This is a genomic window from Vibrio sp. STUT-A16 (assembly GCF_026000495.1).
Taxonomy (GTDB): Bacteria; Pseudomonadota; Gammaproteobacteria; order Enterobacterales; family Vibrionaceae; genus Vibrio; species Vibrio diabolicus.
This window is the reverse complement of record NZ_AP026766.1, coordinates 527,636-543,605: the sequence shown is the minus strand read 5'-3', so window position 1 is coordinate 543,605 and position 15,970 is coordinate 527,636. Positions and strand designations below refer to the sequence as shown.

14 protein-coding genes and 1 pseudogene are annotated in these 15,970 nt (G+C 44.3%); 11 read left to right on the top strand and 4 right to left on the bottom strand.

Annotated elements, in window-relative coordinates:
* Positions 1-22: 22 nt before the first annotated feature.
* Complete coding sequence (locus tag OO778_RS18990) at positions 23-1,060, bottom strand: DUF4382 domain-containing protein (RefSeq protein WP_264912464.1); 1,038 nt, start codon at positions 1,058-1,060, stop codon at positions 23-25.
* 232 nt (positions 1,061-1,292) lie between these two features.
* On the opposite strand from OO778_RS18990, the gene OO778_RS18985 reads away from it, so the two are divergent.
* Positions 1,293-1,532 (top strand): YdcH family protein, encoded by a 240-nt coding sequence (locus tag OO778_RS18985; RefSeq protein ID WP_005392770.1) that lies wholly within the window; start codon positions 1,293-1,295, stop codon positions 1,530-1,532.
* 73 nt (positions 1,533-1,605) lie between these two features.
* Here OO778_RS18985 and OO778_RS18980 read toward each other — a convergent pair whose 3' ends face one another.
* Positions 1,606-2,277, bottom strand: a complete 672-nt coding sequence (locus OO778_RS18980) for a cupin domain-containing protein (RefSeq protein ID WP_258459506.1) — start codon at positions 2,275-2,277, stop codon at positions 1,606-1,608.
* Between the two features lie 207 nt (positions 2,278-2,484).
* Between OO778_RS18980 and OO778_RS18975 the strand changes: the two genes are divergently transcribed.
* The 7 genes from OO778_RS18975 (at position 2,485) to OO778_RS18945 (ending at position 10,291) form a co-directional block, all read left to right on the top strand.
* Positions 2,485-3,627: a hypothetical protein gene (locus OO778_RS18975; protein WP_264912462.1), complete on the top strand. Its 1,143-nt coding sequence runs from the start codon at positions 2,485-2,487 to the stop codon at positions 3,625-3,627.
* Entirely contained in the window at positions 3,617-4,543 is a 927-nt protein-coding gene (locus OO778_RS18970; protein ID WP_264912461.1) for a zinc ABC transporter substrate-binding protein, read from the top strand. Before OO778_RS18975 ends, OO778_RS18970 begins: the two co-directional genes overlap by 11 nt.
* 3 nt (positions 4,544-4,546) lie before the next feature.
* The gene (locus tag OO778_RS18965) at positions 4,547-5,341 is read left to right on the top strand and encodes a metal ABC transporter permease (RefSeq protein ID WP_264912459.1); all 795 of its coding nucleotides are present in this window, start codon (positions 4,547-4,549) and stop codon (positions 5,339-5,341) included.
* A gap of 300 nt (positions 5,342-5,641) precedes the next feature.
* A complete protein-coding gene (locus tag OO778_RS18960; protein WP_005392780.1) occupies positions 5,642-6,361 on the top strand; it encodes a beta-ketoacyl-ACP reductase in 720 nt (239 codons plus the stop codon).
* A 279-nt stretch (positions 6,362-6,640) separates the two neighbouring features.
* Positions 6,641-7,357: an AHH domain-containing protein gene (locus OO778_RS18955; protein ID WP_052708194.1), complete on the top strand. Its 717-nt coding sequence runs from the start codon at positions 6,641-6,643 to the stop codon at positions 7,355-7,357.
* Complete coding sequence (locus OO778_RS18950; RefSeq protein WP_046875841.1) at positions 7,354-7,929, top strand: hypothetical protein; 576 nt, start codon at positions 7,354-7,356, stop codon at positions 7,927-7,929. Before OO778_RS18955 ends, OO778_RS18950 begins: the two co-directional genes overlap by 4 nt.
* A gap of 988 nt (positions 7,930-8,917) precedes the next feature.
* Positions 8,918-10,291, top strand: coding sequence for a carbohydrate porin (locus OO778_RS18945; RefSeq protein ID WP_074190699.1), 1,374 nt, complete (start codon positions 8,918-8,920; stop codon positions 10,289-10,291).
* 63 nt (positions 10,292-10,354) lie between these two features.
* Here OO778_RS18945 and OO778_RS18940 read toward each other — a convergent pair whose 3' ends face one another.
* A complete protein-coding gene (locus tag OO778_RS18940) occupies positions 10,355-11,341 on the bottom strand; it encodes a LacI family DNA-binding transcriptional regulator (RefSeq protein ID WP_074190457.1) in 987 nt (328 codons plus the stop codon).
* Positions 11,342-11,576: 235 nt separating this feature from the next.
* Between OO778_RS18940 and OO778_RS18935 the strand changes: the two genes are divergently transcribed.
* The 3 genes from OO778_RS18935 (at position 11,577) to OO778_RS18925 (ending at position 15,591) form a co-directional block, all read left to right on the top strand.
* Positions 11,577-13,016 (top strand): sucrose-specific PTS transporter subunit IIBC, encoded by a 1,440-nt coding sequence (locus OO778_RS18935; protein WP_104970515.1) that lies wholly within the window; start codon positions 11,577-11,579, stop codon positions 13,014-13,016.
* A 165-nt stretch (positions 13,017-13,181) separates the two neighbouring features.
* The gene (locus OO778_RS18930) at positions 13,182-14,105 is read left to right on the top strand and encodes an aminoimidazole riboside kinase (RefSeq protein WP_104970516.1); all 924 of its coding nucleotides are present in this window, start codon (positions 13,182-13,184) and stop codon (positions 14,103-14,105) included.
* 31 nt (positions 14,106-14,136) lie between these two features.
* Positions 14,137-15,591 (top strand): sucrose-6-phosphate hydrolase, encoded by a 1,455-nt coding sequence (locus OO778_RS18925; protein WP_104970517.1) that lies wholly within the window; start codon positions 14,137-14,139, stop codon positions 15,589-15,591.
* 79 nt (positions 15,592-15,670) lie between these two features.
* Here OO778_RS18925 and OO778_RS25085 read toward each other — a convergent pair.
* A pseudogene (locus OO778_RS25085) lies at positions 15,671-15,781 on the bottom strand (dihydrofolate reductase); the annotation flags it as partial.
* Positions 15,782-15,970 lie beyond the last annotated feature (189 nt).

Sequence of the window (15,970 nt, the reverse complement as noted above, 5' to 3'; positions counted from 1 at the left end):
ACTCTGCCATTTCTAGGGGATCTTAAAAGTTTGCGTCTGTATTAGTACCAACGGATACGTTAAGTCCGCTAGTTGATTGATAAATGCTGAAAGTTTCGCCAGCGACAATACCTTCTTCAGAATCGTCATTTGCCGTACAGGTATAACCGACCGAGTAAGTACCAGGTTCTACAAAACCGAATTCGTACTCGTAATTTGCATCATCAACATCTTGAACCACGTTCGCTGCTGCGATTGGCATTGCTTGGCCTTCTGCGCCGGCAAATGGCCCCATGTTTTCTTCGGCGATATTTCCTTGATATAAGTAGACCGCGTGCGCATATCCGTTTGCACTTGGGGTATCCGTTTCGCAGCTTTGATAGGTCAATGTTGCGACATCACCCTGAATCTCCCCCGTTGTCACCGTGTTAATTAAAGTGACGGAGGTGCGTTGAATTCTGTAGCCTTCGTTTTGGCCTGTTCCGTCTTTTAAGCCACGGCGCAGATCAAATTCAACTACGAACTCATTATTGTCAGGGTTGACTGCAAAGGTGTTGTTAAAGAACAGCACTCCAGAGTCAGGATCCTTTCCGACACCTTGTGGGCAAGCCCCATCACCTTTGACGGTCAGTGGGATTTGATTTCCTGTCGCTTCGTCAATCACATATGATGGGTAGTTTGGATGATCGCCATCATTAGCAAACACGCAGAGTTTATAATTACCAGTTGGTATCAGTTCATCATCCACCAATTCTTGCGCGTCACTGCCTTGGAAGTTGAGTAAGTTAACACTTAGTGGGAGTGGATCTTCACCTTCGGGAAGGGGGTTACCATCTTCGTCGACCAAATTGCCTTCTTCGTCTGTTTTATACACATCGAATACTTGTGGTGTGCCACCATCCAGAGGAAGAAATGCAACTTTGTTATATGTGATCACCACTTCTGATACGTCATCAATAGGGGCATCTGATACAGACAAAGTAACAGGAGTCATTGTACTGACAGAGTCACTGTCTGAATTACAGCCAACAAGTGCAACGGCTATTGATGCACTGATTAGGCCAATTTTCATGCTGTTCATTAGATGTACCTTTTTATGATAAGTGTATTAAATGTAGCCTATTATTGACAAAATACAGAATAACAACGAGCGGAGTTACCGGGTCGAAAACAGCGACGAACCATCATTAAGACGTTCAGTAAAAGTGTGCTCAAATCGACGATATTGTGCTCAATGAAGTGCTATGGTTAAGAATGTGTCGCTCAAAAAATGAGCGGAGATATACATCAATAACTCTAGCCAAGAGGTCTCTATGTTAGGTGAAAATCACTCATTAACTCATGAATTCCCAGAACATTTGGATACCATTACTCAGCTTGCCGAAAACGATGCATCATTTGCTGAAACCGTTAAAAACTACAATGCTTTAGATAAGGAAATCCGCGTACTAGAACTGCAAGGAAGCCCGATTGATGATCACGAAATGAACGTGTTAAAACATAATCGAGCTGAGCTCAAAGATTGGCTCCACTCGAGAATTATGGGCTCTTAGCGACGCAATGATCATCGGCTCGTAATCTACGAGCCGATTTTAGTTTCAAGGGACGATGCCAAGTATTCCAACATTAGGATTGCTGAGCAGGAGCTTGGAGTGGCAGGTGGCCTGTTTTTACCCAAATGACCGTTTCTTGCTCTACAAAAGGAAAGTGCTCACTCATATGTGGACTGCGTATCCAAGAGTAGGGAGGATAGGTTCCTAGCTCGTCTTTAAACTCTCCCGATAACACAAAAATTTCTTCACCACCAAAGTGACGGTGTGGTTGAAACTTCTCGTCTTTCGGCCATTTAACCAATGCGACATGTTCATGCTCAAAATCATGCAATGGCATGACTTTCAGCCCACCAATGCCAGATAACCAATTCGCTTCGTTCGTGTTGATGCGAACTGTTTCAAGATCATCAGAATTGAATTGATTTAGTTTAACTAAAATCACACAGCCTTCTTTGCTATAGGGCGCATGTTGACTTCCAGGAGGGTTACGCAAGTAGGTTCCAGCAGGGTAGTCACCATGTTCGTCAGAGAACACTCCTTCGAGCACTAATATTTCTTCTCCGTGAGGATGAGGATGAGTCGAAAAGTGCGAGTTTGGCTCATACTTCACTACGCTGGTGGTGTGCCCTGATTCTTTGGCTTCTCTTTCCAAAGGCTTACGCCACACGCCTTTGGAAGGGCTGGCGATCCACTCCTGTTCACCTGTTTCTATCACGATTCTTTTCGAGAAATCCATATTCAACATACTGAAATTCCGTTACTTATCTAATGATTGACTCTCAATAGTATACGTATAAAAAACATCAATTGATTCACTTGTTGATAGTCAAAATCAGGGATTGAATACGAGCTAGCAGTCGGAACCGAGTTAAATTTCTGCTTGTGTAATGATAATTGTTATATTATAACATCGCAAAATTAAATGTTATAACATAACAAAAGGAAAGAAGTAGTGAATAAGAAATTGGTTTCTCTCGCGATCGGTAGCATTTTTGCGTCCCCTGTTTTTGCCGATACATTATCGAACCCACAGATTGGTGTTGTTGTTGATGGCTACTACCAAGATGGTCAACGTCATAATTCTGAGCGCGAAGAAGGCTTTGGCCTAGGCCATACGGAATTGAACTTATCATCAAATATTGACGATAAGTTTCACGGTGCGTTGACCGCTGTTCTTGAAAGTCATGGCGATGAGACAGAATTAGAGCTTGAAGAAGCATTCATCGAAACTTTGGCATTGCCATACGGTGTAAACGTGCGCGCAGGCCGATTCCTATCTGACTTCGGTTACCTCAACAATCAACACATGCACACTGACAGTTTCGTTGAACGCCCAATTGCTTACCGTACTTTCCTTGGTTCGCATTACTATGATGACGGTGTACGCGCAAACATCGTTCTGCCAACCGATCTTTACGTGAAGTTTGGTGTAGAAGCATTAAGCGGCAACAAGATGTCTTCTGTTGAAGATGGCTCTAAAGTTGGTGTTTACACGACAACGATGAAGCTTGGTAATGATTTCTCTGAATCTTCAAGTTGGCAGTTTGGTTTAAGTTACCTGCGTAACGAAAATGGTAAAGTTACAGAATTCGAAGATCACGACCATGGTCATGGTCACGAAGAAGAACATGACCACAGCCACGCTGCGGCTGTAACGGGTGCGAACCTATACGGCGCAGATTTTGTGTGGAAGTGGGCACCAGATGGTAATTACAAATACAGAAACTTCACGCTATCGGCTGAATACATGCTGCTAGACGGTGTAGTAGACAGCAAATACAAGAACGATACAGAGTCACCAGACAACCTAAGCGCATACTATGTTTCGGGCGTTTACCGCTTCAACCCAAGTTGGTCTGCAGGCCTACGTTACGGCGAAGCAGAAAGCTATGATGGCCACGCACACGGCGATCACATGCATTTCACAGCACTGAATGATAAAGAGATGGATGCGATGATCGCATGGGATTCTTCTCATTTCGGTACGATCCGTGCGCAATACACTCGCATTGATAACCAAGACAGCGAAACAGACAACGTGTTTACTCTGCAATACGTGATGACATTTGGAGCGCACGGTGCACATGCGTTCTAAACTTGCGATAAGTAAATGCAGTTTAGTGATGATGGCGGCGGGATCTGCCATCATCACTTCGCCTGCTTTAGCTCTCAACATTTTCGTTTGTGAGCCTGAATGGAAAGCTTTTCTTGAAAGTCATGCCCCAAACGCCTCCATTTACTCAGCAACTACGGCTAAGCAAGATCCGCATTATGTTCAAGCTCGTCCGTCTTTAATTGCCAAGATGCGCCAAGCTGACATGGCGATGTGCTCTGGCGCTGAGTTGGAGGTAGGTTGGCTGCCGATGCTTCAAAATCGAAGTGGCAATAGTGCCGTTCAAAATGGTGCTCAAAGCATGATTTATGCGACCGATTTCGTGCGTATGTTGGACTCTCATGATCATGTTGACCGCAGCATGGGGGACATTCATGCGCACGGAAACCCACATGTTCAATTTGCGGCAAATGACATGATTCCGTTGTCTCGCAAAGTAACGGAGCGCTTAAAAGCGATTGATCCCGACAACGCACAAAGTTACCAAGTTAATGGTATGAAGTTTCGCGCGCAGTGGCAAAAAAAGCTTAATGAATGGAATGAGAAAGGCGCGGCTTTAAAGGGTAAGCAAGTTGTCGGTTATCACGCGACGTATCGTTATTTGTACGATTGGCTCGGAATGAAGCAGATTGCCGATCTCGAACCTAAACCGGGCATTTCACCGACCACATCTCACCTGAAATCACTTACCAAGTTAGATGCCGACAGTTTTGATGCGATTGTTTACTCCTCTCATCAGGATCAGCGTCCAGCGAACTGGTTGCAGGAGCATACTGACAAACCTGTGATTCAACTGCCATTGACCGTTTCTGAGGGTGAAAGCTTGGATGAGATGTACGATCAGGTCATTGATGATTTACTGGATGTGTTAGTGCCACCCGTTCCAGTGAAGATCTAAGTCATGGTAGATTATGCATGGCTTTTACCTGCGGTTTTGTGTGGCTTAATTGCGTTAGTTGGCAACATCGTTCTGGGGCAACAAGTTCTTAATCGTCAGATCATCTTTATAGATTTGGCGGTGGCGCAAGTTGCGGCATTGGGGGCAGCATTAAGCCACTACTGGTTGAGCCAATACGCGCTGTTCTCAGGCTCATTCTTTGGTGAAATGATTGGCCCTTGGGTTATGTCTTTGATGCTTTGCGGTTTGATTGCCTTAATGGAGAAACGATACCAGCAACATTTAGAGCCCATGATTGGCAGCTTGTTTGTGGTGTCTGCATCGCTGGCGATCCTGCTGGTGAGCAAAGACCCACACGGCGGAGACTTTATTCAAGGCATTCTTAATGGGCAACTGTTATGGGCGACTTGGGCAGACGTTTGGCCTTTGGCACTCATTACCGCTGCGATGTTGCTATTGGTTTGGTTAAAACCTGCGTTTATGTGTGGTAGTGGTTTTTATCTGATCTTTGCTATCCTGATGCCCATTACGGTCAAGTTAACCGGCATTTATTTAGAATTTGCTTTGTTGGTTATTCCAGCTTTATGTGCGGCAGCATTGAAGGGAACTCGATTCTTTGTCGCCAGTATCAGCATCGGTATTGTTGGGATTTTATCGGGTATTGCCGCATCGGCTCGCTACGACTTACCAAGTGGTGCGAGTATTGTGATCACCCTGTTTATTACTGGAATGTTGTTTAATCTTTTGCTTCAACCTTTTCTGGTGAAAATAACAAAACCAGCTTTTGTAAGAGATTAAGAGACAAGTAATATTGGTCTGATGAAGTAGTATTTGAGTCATCAGATCAATACTTTTCTATCCAAGTCCTCCAATCGTGTAACTTTGCTCCTTCCAACACACTTTCTTAAGTTGATCTTGCCATAGTCATCAAGTTGCCTTGATTAGTTCACATCCGACTCCCAGACTGTTTCTATAGTTTTTATAAGATATAAAAGACCCTGCGTATGAGAAGCGCAGCTGTAGCGCGACTAGGCATAAAAACAAAAAACGCTAGGGATACAAGCGAATCTGTACTCTCAACATTTAAGGAAGACCAAGATGAAAGACGAAAAAGTCGCCGTCGTTACAGGGGCTGCTCGCGGTATAGGGCAGGCCATTTGCGAACAATTACTCGAAGATGGATTCCACGTCGTGGGGCTAGATATCTCTCCTGTGGAGTGGAGTCAGTCGCCAAACCTTTCAAGTTATCAAGTGAATCTCTGTGAGGCCGCAGCGGTAAGTGAAGTGGTCGACCGCATCGTCGCGAAACATCAACGCATTGATGTTCTGGTCAACAACGCCGGGATAACGAGAGATGCACTGCTGCCAGACATGTTAGAGCAAGACTGGGACAGCGTTATCGACGTGAACCTAAAGGCGGTGTTTTTACTCACCCAGCGCGTTGCACCTGTCATGCTAGAGCAAGGCGCAGGCAGTATTGTCAGTATTTCGTCTATCGTGGGAACGGATGGCAATATTGGTCAAAGTAATTATGGCGCGAGTAAAGGTGGCGTGATAGCGATGAGCAAAGGCTGGGCGAAAGAGTTCGCAAGAAAAGGCGCTCAAATCCGAGTCAACTGTGTTGCTCCAGGTTTTATCGCTACCGACATGACAAAGAGCTTGCCTGAAAAAGTCATTCAAATGATGGAAAGTAAAACGCCTCTGGGACGCATGGGCTCGGCGCAAGACATTGCGAATGGCGTTGCGTTTCTAGCGTCTGATAAAAGTGCGTTTATAACCGGACAAGTGCTCAAGATTGATGGTGGGTTGGTGTTATAACTCGCTAATCAAAACCTCAAATAACAAACGCCCTTTACTTATGTGAAGGGCGTTTCTGTTTGGGGAACGTTAATTGAGCTGCTGGTATTTTTTGCTCCTAAATGATTCAGTGGAACCAGTCAATAGTACGTAATGAAAGGTATAATTGCTTACTTTTATTAGCGAAGAAACTGATTGTATTGAGTGTTTTGTAGCCACTTGTTTTCTGGTAGCTTACAGCTCTTATTAAAGCTGTTGTGCCAGTCACACCTAATTAACCAAACATACAAGGAAGGAATTGTGAAGTATACGCCAAAGCCAAGGCCTATTCGACCTAGCAACCCATCTGCATTAGAGTTGGCTATTTATCGCTACGAATGTCAGGCCGCTGAATATCACGACAAAAAGAATAGTGTTGCGCCTAACAATGAATCTAAAGAAGCTTGCAAGCAGCGTATTGATGCTTTAGAAAAGGATTGGGCACACCTTCAGCATGAGCGAAAAAAGATCACTGCTCAGGTGATGCTACAGCAGGATCTTGAAACATACCGTGCTGAAAACAAGTTGAAAGATGAAGATGAGTTGTTCGAGGAGGCTCATCATCCGACTCGTGTGCTGGCTCGTAATCTCACTGCAGTTGGTGAACCTAAGCCGAGTAGCATCCATGACCCACATCATATCATTCCGGGTAAAGGGCGGTTTCAGCAGGTTAGACTTGTTGTGACACGATTAGCTCTTCATGCTCACGGTATTGGAATCAATGACCCGTTGAATGGCGCTTGGCTACCTCGCTATAAAAAGCACAAAGGGCACTGGGCAGGCAGTGAAGCACCTGCTCATCGAGAGATACATCGGTATAACTATGAATCATGGATTGTGAATACGTTTAGTTCTCCAATGCTGCCTGAGCAGGCAATGATTAGTCGCTTACAAAGAGTAAAGCACAAACTTCTGCATGGTGGATATCCGCAGAAAATTATTGAAAAGAAAGACACTAGCTGGAGCGGTCAATCATGAAAATCTACCAGTTAAAGCAACGCCCTGAGGAGTTTAAAACTCTAACTCTGGATATTATGAATCTTGCTAATCAGCTTGGTAATAAAAAGCTAGTAAGGCAACTCCGACTACAGCCCTCTACTAATGAGCCTTTACTACCAATTTGGAAAGATGGTGTGGTTGGCGATTTTGAGGATGTTTTAGGAAAAAACTCTACGATGCCGGACATATCAACATGGTATAGCACATATCTAGCGCTAACTGCAGGTGCATGCGATAAGCTAGGATCGGTACTAGCGTCTGAGGGGGAGTTCTTGCCCATAAACGTTGGTGACGAAACCATATATGCTTTTAATTGCCTTAGTTTTGGCGCTGAAGATGAGTCTATGTGCCTTAAGAAGTATACCGATGGTTTTGAAGATGGTCTGGAAACCATTGAGTTTGATGAAGAGGATATCGAACCACGCTATGTATTCAAATCTCGCTTACAAGGCTGTACAGTGCTCTATGCTACAGAATCTTTCAAGCTTTTGTGCGAAGAGCATGGACTAGAAGGACTTAAGTTTGATGAAGATTTGCTGGATCCGTTTTAGTAGTTGACCAATGGGGTGAATGAATTCAGCCACTACTATTAGAGATTTGCAATACCTAAGCTAACGTTAGTGAGTTAATCGGCTCGTGGTTTTTCACAGTAGAGCCACATTAGAAGTTGCATTTCTTGCTAGTTCTATCTTTTCTTTAGTAACAGTAGAATATGAAATCATGCAATCAAGGCGTCAGGATTGCAAAGCAGTCTTTATCTCTAGTATCAAAGAGGACGGGGATCCGCTTTTCACAGGCGACTATATCGAATACACTAATTAGCGCGGTTTTAATAAGCGTAATGAAAATGAGAAGCTGAGAAAGCCCGAGAGGAACTGTTAAGTCGAGATTCATTTCTAAGATGTAGTGGGTGGGTTGATTTGGCCAACCAACAAAAGAATTTATAACATCTATGATTATCCATTAAATGCTAATTTAGCAAAATATGCAACTCAATTGTTCCCAAAAAGTGTTTCGTTTGTTTGAATTAGAATAACAAAGCGCTCTTCACAGAAAGTGAAGGGCGTTTATCTCGTCTTAACTGCCTTTTATGTTGTTTGAACCAAGGTATCGAGATCCGCTTCGCTCTTAGTCACTTTCAAGCTTAGCCGCTGTTCTTCTAGAGGCGCGTCGTCACAAAGTAGATTGGGGAAGTGAGTGATTATCATTCCCTCAAGCGAACATCAAATTCCCATTCACAACCTGATATCTTCAAACTAATTCCGCTAGAACGAATAATTTAACTGTGCGCTGGTTAATGATTTTTCTGTAATTAACACAATTGAACGTGATAGAAGTAACAAAATCGCTTCCTTGCGGTAACGTTCCCGAAATTTTTATATATTATCGCCTTCATTGATACAAGTGGTAGAGACGCTCTGTATCTGAGCGCTCTGAAATTCAGGCTTTAGATGGACATTTAAAGTCACCATAAGTTTGCAATTTTTCTTGGGAACGTTTGCAGATAACCTAAGTATAAATTTACGTGAGACTATGGAAATGAAACTACACACTTTGACGATGGCAGTAGCGCTTGGGCTGGTTACTGCACCTGCATTCGCAACAACAGATGTTGACGCTCTTGAAAAGCGAATTAATGAATTAGAACAGAGGCTTGAACAGACAGAAAAAGTATCCACAGAAGCAAATGAGAAAGCCTCAAGCTTTGAGTTTCATGGCTACGCTCGTTCCGGGCTGCTCATTAATGATGATCTGAATGGTGCAGTGGGTACTGGTCCTTACATGACGGCAGCTGGTGCTATTGGCGCTCCAATTGGACGATTAGGGGTTGAGGATGATCATTATGTGGAAGCAAACCTTATTCACAAACGCTTTGCAGATGATGGCTCCAGCGCTTTGTTCCGAATCATGTTGGCAGATAGTACGGAAACCAATAACGAATGGACGGCGAGCGAGAGTCAATTAAACGTTCGTCAGGTATATGCTGAGCTAAACAAGTTGAGCATGTTCTCTGAATCAAGTGCGTTTGCTGACGCAACTTTTTGGGCAGGTAAACGATTTGACCGTGATAACTTTGACATTCACTTCTTTGACTCGGATATCGTTTTCTTATCTGGTACTGGTGCTGGCGTGTATGACGTCCAAATGAGCGATTCGTGGAAAGTAAACTTCTCGATCTATGGTCGTGATTTTGGTGAGATTGATAGCTCGTCAACGGATGTTGAAAACTATATCGCGACAATGAACAACCGCTTTGGTAATTGGCAATTGATGCTGAGCGGCATGACGTCTGCTGATAACAATGATCGAGCAGAAGGCTCAGCGGACAAAGGTTTACATGCGATGTTTGCCTACCATGGCGATACCTTCTTTGGCATGAGTGAAGGCTTCTCTAAAACTGGTATTTTGATGGGTGATGGACTGGGGGCGGAACTTAAAGGCATAGGTTCAAACGGTGATTTGCTAGAAGACGCAAAAGCCGTGCGCTTGTTCAGCTATGGTGTAACACGCATCGGCGACAATTGGCGTGTAGCACCTGCGTTGTTAGCAGAGCACAGCCAAGATCGCTTTGCCAAAAATGATGAATTTACGTGGGCATCGTTCAACATCCGCTTAGCGCAAGAGTTTACACAAAACTTTGAGATGGTTTATGAAGGCTCATACCAATACATGGACCTAGACAATGCGATTGATAAAGCAAGTGGCAGTTTTTACAAAGCGACAATTGCACCAACGCTTAAGATGTCTACCGCAGCAGGTTTCTTTGACCGTCCGGAGCTACGTTTTGCTGTTAGCTACGTTGATTGGAGCGAAGACTTGAATGGCTACTCGATTAGCCAGGATACGGGCGCTGCAACGATGGGGGATGGTGGTGAAGTTCTGTTTGCACTGCAAATGGAAACTTGGTTCTAAAGGGCTCTAACCGACAAAGAGTAATAAGAAAAGCGCCAACTGATTTCAGTTGGCGCTTTTTCATTAACAGGACTGACGCTCAATTGTTTTGAAGGTTAGCACCATCTTACTCATTTCAAAACTTCTGTTGGCAATTCTATCTAGCAACAGTTTCGCACCATTTTCACCTGCTTTATCAAATGCATAGTTAAATGTTGATAAGGTTGGGGTGCACACTGATGCGAGCTCATCATCACCAACTCCTAGCACTAAAACGTCTTTACCCGGTGTTAACCCGATCTCTTGAATCGCTCTCATCGCACCAATAGCAATACGGTCTGTCGCACAGAACAAGCCATCTAGCTTACGGTTCTCTGTTAAGTGTTGTTTTGCCAATGAATAGCCAGAGTCGATGGTAAAGTCACCACGAGCATGGAAGGCTAGCTCAAAACCATGGTGTTGCAGCGCCTGAACAAATCCTTCAGAGCGTTGCTTATCTACCGCGATATCGTCACCTTGTACGCCAATAAAGCCCATGGTTTGGCAACCTTTTGCAACCAGTCTATTTCCCGCTTCAAACCCTACTCGTGCGTCATCATGAATGATGCTTGGAATATTAAACATGGAACCATCTTGACCGACGAGCACAACTGGGACCGCTGAGTTTTGAATTGCTTTGACCAGCTTGGAATCGAGGTGGGTCGCGTAAAGAATGATCCCTTCAACCCGTTTTTGGTTAAAGATCTGAATGTATTCCAGTTCTTTTTCGTGGGCTTGGTGAGTGCTAGCAAGTAAGACATGTTTCCCGGCTTTTTCAAGGACATCGGTTAATCCATCGACACCTTGGGATGTGGCATGAGAGGAAACCCGAGGAACAATGACACCAACCAGATTGGTCTTTTGAGATTTTAGATCTTTAGCGACTTGGTTCGGCACATAGCCACACTCCGCTACTGCTTGGCGGACCTTCTGTTTTGTCGCTTCTTTTACGCCATACTCATCGTTTATAACCCGTGACACTGTTGATTTTGATACGCCAGCCAGACGGGCGACATCATGTAGACTCGCCATTGTTCCTATCCATTCTGTTTTTCGTTTTTGGGATTGTTTGCAAAGAGAAGATGAAAAGCTCTTTGATAAGTAGCGATTCTAACTTCCTATACTGCTCTTAGGGAGAGAATTTGACGATCATTCTCACATTCTCTCTGCTTTATCTTTGATCATTTGGTTTTATTGAGCAAAAATCTGTTTTGCAAACGTTCCCGAAAATTTCGCAAGCTCAGATAATAATCCAATGGGGTATGAAATGAATTATCCGGCAGTAGCAAAAGAGTTGTTAACTCTATTAGGTGGTAAAAGCAACATCACCGCACTTGCACATTGTGCAACACGCTTACGCCTTGCCGTTGCAGATGAGCAAAAAATAGATGAACAAGCGATTGATAACCTTGAAGGGGTAAAAGGGCAGTTCAAAGTTGCGGGTCAGTACCAAATCATTTTTGGATCAGGCATCGTAAACCAAGTTTATGCAGAAATGGCGAAGTTGACGGGTATGAGTGAAATGTCCACCAACGACGTTGCGTCTGCTGGCGTAGAGAAACAAAACATCGTTCAGCGCGCAGTGAAGGGGCTGTCTGATATTTTCGTCCCAATCATTCCAGCAATCGTCGCTGGCGGTTTGTTGATGGGTATTTACAACCTACTGACTGCCCAAGGCTTGTTTATTGATGGTAAATCCTTGATTGAGGCCAATCCAGGACTGACTGACTTGGCGAACATGATCAACACGTTTGCCAACGCGCCATTTGTTTATCTGCCTATCCTGTTGGCATTTTCAGCCAGTAAGAAGTTTGGCGGCAACTCATATTTAGGGGCAGCGCTAGGTATGTTGATGGTTCACCCTGACTTGCTGAATGGTTGGGGATTCGGCGGCGCATCTGTGTCTGGCAACATTCCGGTTTGGAATATTCTTGGTTTTGAAATCCAAAAAGTGGGTTACCAAGGTTCAGTGTTACCGGTTTTGGTATCGGCATTCATTCTTGCGAAGGTTGAGCTAGGCTTACGTAAAGTCATACCTTCTGTTTTAGACAACCTTTTAACGCCATTACTGGCGATTTTCATAGCGGGTTTGCTGACGTTTACTGTCGTCGGTCCGTTCACGCGTGATATCGGTTTCCTATTGGGTGATGGTCTGAACTGGCTATACAACACAGCTGGCTTTGTTGGTGGTGCGGTATTTGGTCTTATTTATGCTCCGTTTGTTATTACTGGTATGCATCACAGCTTCATTGCGATTGAAACTCAACTTCTTGCGGATATTGCAACGACGGGCGGCACCTTTATCTTTCCTATTGCGGCGATGTCTAACGTTTCTCAAGGAGCGGCAGCGTTGGCGGTGGGCGTGATGAGCAAAGATAAGAAGATGAAAGGTATTGCGATTCCATCTGGTGTTACGGGTTTGCTGGGTATTACAGAACCAGCCATGTTTGGTGTTAACTTAAAACTACGTTACCCATTTATTGCGGCAGTTTGCGCTGCGGCGTTATCAAGTGCGTTCATCACAATGTTTAATGTGAAAGCTCAGGCATTGGGTGCAGCTGGTCTTCCAGGCATCATTTCCATCACGCCAGATAAGATTGGGTACTACATCGCGGGTATGGTGATCGCGTTCTTGACCGCATTTGTTCTCACCATTGTTCTAGGTATGCGTGACCGCGCTAAAGTCGGTAAAAAAGCAGCGGCTTAATCTGAACTCCTTAAGGGTGGAGTCCCCCAAAGTCCACTTCTTTTCCTAAATGTTTGGGGTGCTAGCCAAGCACTCATGGTTTGGCTAGCCTTTTTCAATTTTTACTTGGTAGTGAATGTGTTCAACACGTTGGACTATCAGGGCTTTAATTTTAAGGTAAGCAAGATGAATCAAGTGTGGGTAACTGGTGATGCTGTTGTCGATCTAATACCGGAATCTGAGACTTCTTTACTCAAATGTCCCGGAGGTGCACCAGCGAATGTCGCCGTAGCAATTGCTCGTCTATCTGGTAAGAGTGCGTTTTTTGGACGTGTGGGTGATGACCCATTTGGTCGCTTCATGCAATCAATACTCGATCAAGAGGGCGTTTGCACGGAGTTTCTCATTAAAGACCCTGAGCAAAGAACATCAACAGTGGTGGTGGATTTAGACGATCAAGGTGAACGCAGCTTTACGTTTATGGTAAAACCGAGCGCTGATCAGTTTATGTCTGTTGAAGACATCCCAAACTTTAAGCAAGGTGACTGGCTGCATGTTTGCTCGATTTCACTGGCAAATGAGCCAAGTCGAAGCAGCACATTTGAGGCGATCAAAAGAGCAAAAGCCGCTGGTGGTTTCATTAGCTTTGACCCTAACTTGCGCGATGAAGTGTGGCAAGATCAATCAGAAATCCAAGCTGTCGTGATGAAGGCTGTAGCGATGGCTGACGTGGTTAAGTTCTCTGAAGAAGAGCTTTTGTTCTTAACTGACTCAACATCGATGGCACAAGGTTTACAACAAATAGCCGCTTTGAATATTGCTTTGGTCTTGGTGACACAAGGTGCGAAAGGCGTTTGGCGAGTCTTTGAAAGCCAGAGTGAGCTGATCACTGGTCAAGTCGTTAGTCCGGTTGATACTACAGGGGCTGGTGATGCTTTTGTCGGAGGGCTACTTGCATGTCTGTCTCGGCATGCCGATTGGAAAAATCATCCTGTTGTTAGCTCTGCGATTCAATGGGCAAATGGCTGTGGTGCATTAGCGACGACGCAAAAAGGCGCAATGACCGCGCTTCCGACCCAGACAGAATTGCTGCGATTTATTGGGCAATGATCTTCAGATCCAATTTCAGTTGAGAAAAATTATGAGCTTAAACAACCGTTGGACTGTAGAGCAAAGATATCGCCGACTTGAGCAAATCCCTCAGTGTGATATCGAAGAAATGACACTTTCACGTCAGCAAGATAAAGGCTTTCCTAGTTTTCATATCGCCCCTAAATTTGGGCTGTTAAATGACCCAAATGGGCTGTGCTATTTCAATGGTGAGCACCACATCTTTTACCAGTGGACGCCTGTGGGACCAGTCCATGGAATGAAGTATTGGTATCACCTTTCTACTAAAGACTTCATCCATTTTACTGATCATGGCGTGGGTCTTCATCCTGACCAAGACTACGATTCACATGGTGTCTATTCGGGCGGCGCTTTGGTGGAAAACAACCAGGTTTTGCTATTTTTTACTGGCAACAAGCGTGACCAAAACTGGAATCGAATCCCAACACAGTGTTTTGCCACCATGGATTCAGACGGCAGCATTGAAAAGCACGGTGTAGTCATTGAGAACGAACATTACACGGAGCACTTTCGTGACCCAAAAGTTTGGAAGAAAGGCGACGACTATTTGATGGTGGTGGGTGCTCAAACCAAAACCGAGCATGGCTCAATGGCGCTCTATCAAAGCAAAGATTTGAAAACGTGGCAGCATAAAGGTCCTATCAAGACCAAGTTTTCTGACCTTGGGTACATGTGGGAGTGTCCTGATTTCTTTGAGATTAATGCTCAGTCGGTGATGTTGTTTTCGCCACAGGGCGTGAGCAGTAGTAATCCTTATGATTTCAAAAACATCTATTCTGTCGCGTATATCGTGGGTGATCAGTTGAACCTAGAGTCGATGACTTTAGAAAACCACCAAGATATTTTACAGCCAGATTATGGGTTTGATTTCTACGCCCCACAAACCTATTTAGATGAGAGTGGGCGTCGCATTCTTATTGCATGGATAGGGTTGCCAGAAATCGACACGCCATCGGTCACACACCAGTGGGCAGGAATGTTGTCTCTTCCTAGAGAACTAACGTTGAAAGATGGTTTTCTTGTTCAAACTCCACTCCCTGAGCTGAAGAGTTTGAGAAAAGAAGAGGTGGTCTTTGCACAATCCCATACACTGGAAAGCACCAATTGTTTGATCCAATTAGACCTTGAGGGCGATGGCTTTGAACTTGAGCTGAGTAACCTCAAAGGTGACAACATCGTCTTTAGTGCGACAGAGCACGAGTTTATGCTGGACCGTCGTTACATGTCTCATTTGTACGCAGAAGAATTTGGTGGCATTCGAAAAGCACCAAGATTGGACGCTAAGCAGACGATTGATATATATATCGACAACTCTGTCATCGAGATTTTTATTAATGGTGGCAAACACACGATGACCAGTCGTTTCTTTATTGATGACCTCAATAAGGTAACGTTGAAAGGGTTGGAGCAAGCAAGGCTTTTCCCTTTGAAAGGCATCACTGGTTTGTTTGAATCAGCTAAGTAACGGTTTCGATTACAAAGATATTAAAACGCCCTTCATTGACTCAGTGAAGGGCGTTTTTCTTTTTAATTATCTAACCTAACTATCTTTCACGTACGTAAGTCTTCTGAACCAAAGTATCTAACACTACTTCGCTCTTAGTGACTGTAAAGTTAAGCGGTTGTTCTAAATCACCAAACAGAGGTGCGCCGCCGAGTTGGGCTTACTCATTATTGTTAGCATCTCGAACCTAACTCACATTAACACAACGTTTTTCCTTATAGCGTGAAAGAAAATCCCATAACCAAAGGTTCTAATTAAGTGAAAGGTCAGGACTTTTATTTGAAGATTCCGGCCTAATATCTTGGGTATGCCCATTTATCGAATGCGGTGGGTTACTTCA

Excerpts from the sequence above, each read along its gene's own strand:
- OO778_RS18990 (WP_264912464.1), bottom strand. The coding sequence starts at position 1,060 with ATGAACAGCATGAAAATTGGCCTAATCAGTGCATCAATAGCCGTTGCA.
- OO778_RS18985 (WP_005392770.1), top strand. The coding sequence starts at position 1,293 with ATGTTAGGTGAAAATCACTCATTAACTCATGAATTCCCAGAACATTTG.
- OO778_RS18980 (WP_258459506.1), bottom strand. The coding sequence starts at position 2,277 with ATGTTGAATATGGATTTCTCGAAAAGAATCGTGATAGAAACAGGTGAA.
- OO778_RS18970 (WP_264912461.1), top strand. The coding sequence starts at position 3,617 with ATGCGTTCTAAACTTGCGATAAGTAAATGCAGTTTAGTGATGATGGCG.
- OO778_RS18965 (WP_264912459.1), top strand. The coding sequence starts at position 4,547 with ATGGTAGATTATGCATGGCTTTTACCTGCGGTTTTGTGTGGCTTAATT.
- OO778_RS18960 (WP_005392780.1), top strand. The coding sequence starts at position 5,642 with ATGAAAGACGAAAAAGTCGCCGTCGTTACAGGGGCTGCTCGCGGTATA.
- OO778_RS18950 (WP_046875841.1), top strand. The coding sequence starts at position 7,354 with ATGAAAATCTACCAGTTAAAGCAACGCCCTGAGGAGTTTAAAACTCTA.
- OO778_RS18945 (WP_074190699.1), top strand. The coding sequence starts at position 8,918 with ATGAAACTACACACTTTGACGATGGCAGTAGCGCTTGGGCTGGTTACT.
- OO778_RS18940 (WP_074190457.1), bottom strand. The coding sequence starts at position 11,341 with ATGGCGAGTCTACATGATGTCGCCCGTCTGGCTGGCGTATCAAAATCA.
- OO778_RS18935 (WP_104970515.1), top strand. The coding sequence starts at position 11,577 with ATGAATTATCCGGCAGTAGCAAAAGAGTTGTTAACTCTATTAGGTGGT.
- OO778_RS18930 (WP_104970516.1), top strand. The coding sequence starts at position 13,182 with ATGAATCAAGTGTGGGTAACTGGTGATGCTGTTGTCGATCTAATACCG.
- OO778_RS18925 (WP_104970517.1), top strand. The coding sequence starts at position 14,137 with ATGAGCTTAAACAACCGTTGGACTGTAGAGCAAAGATATCGCCGACTT.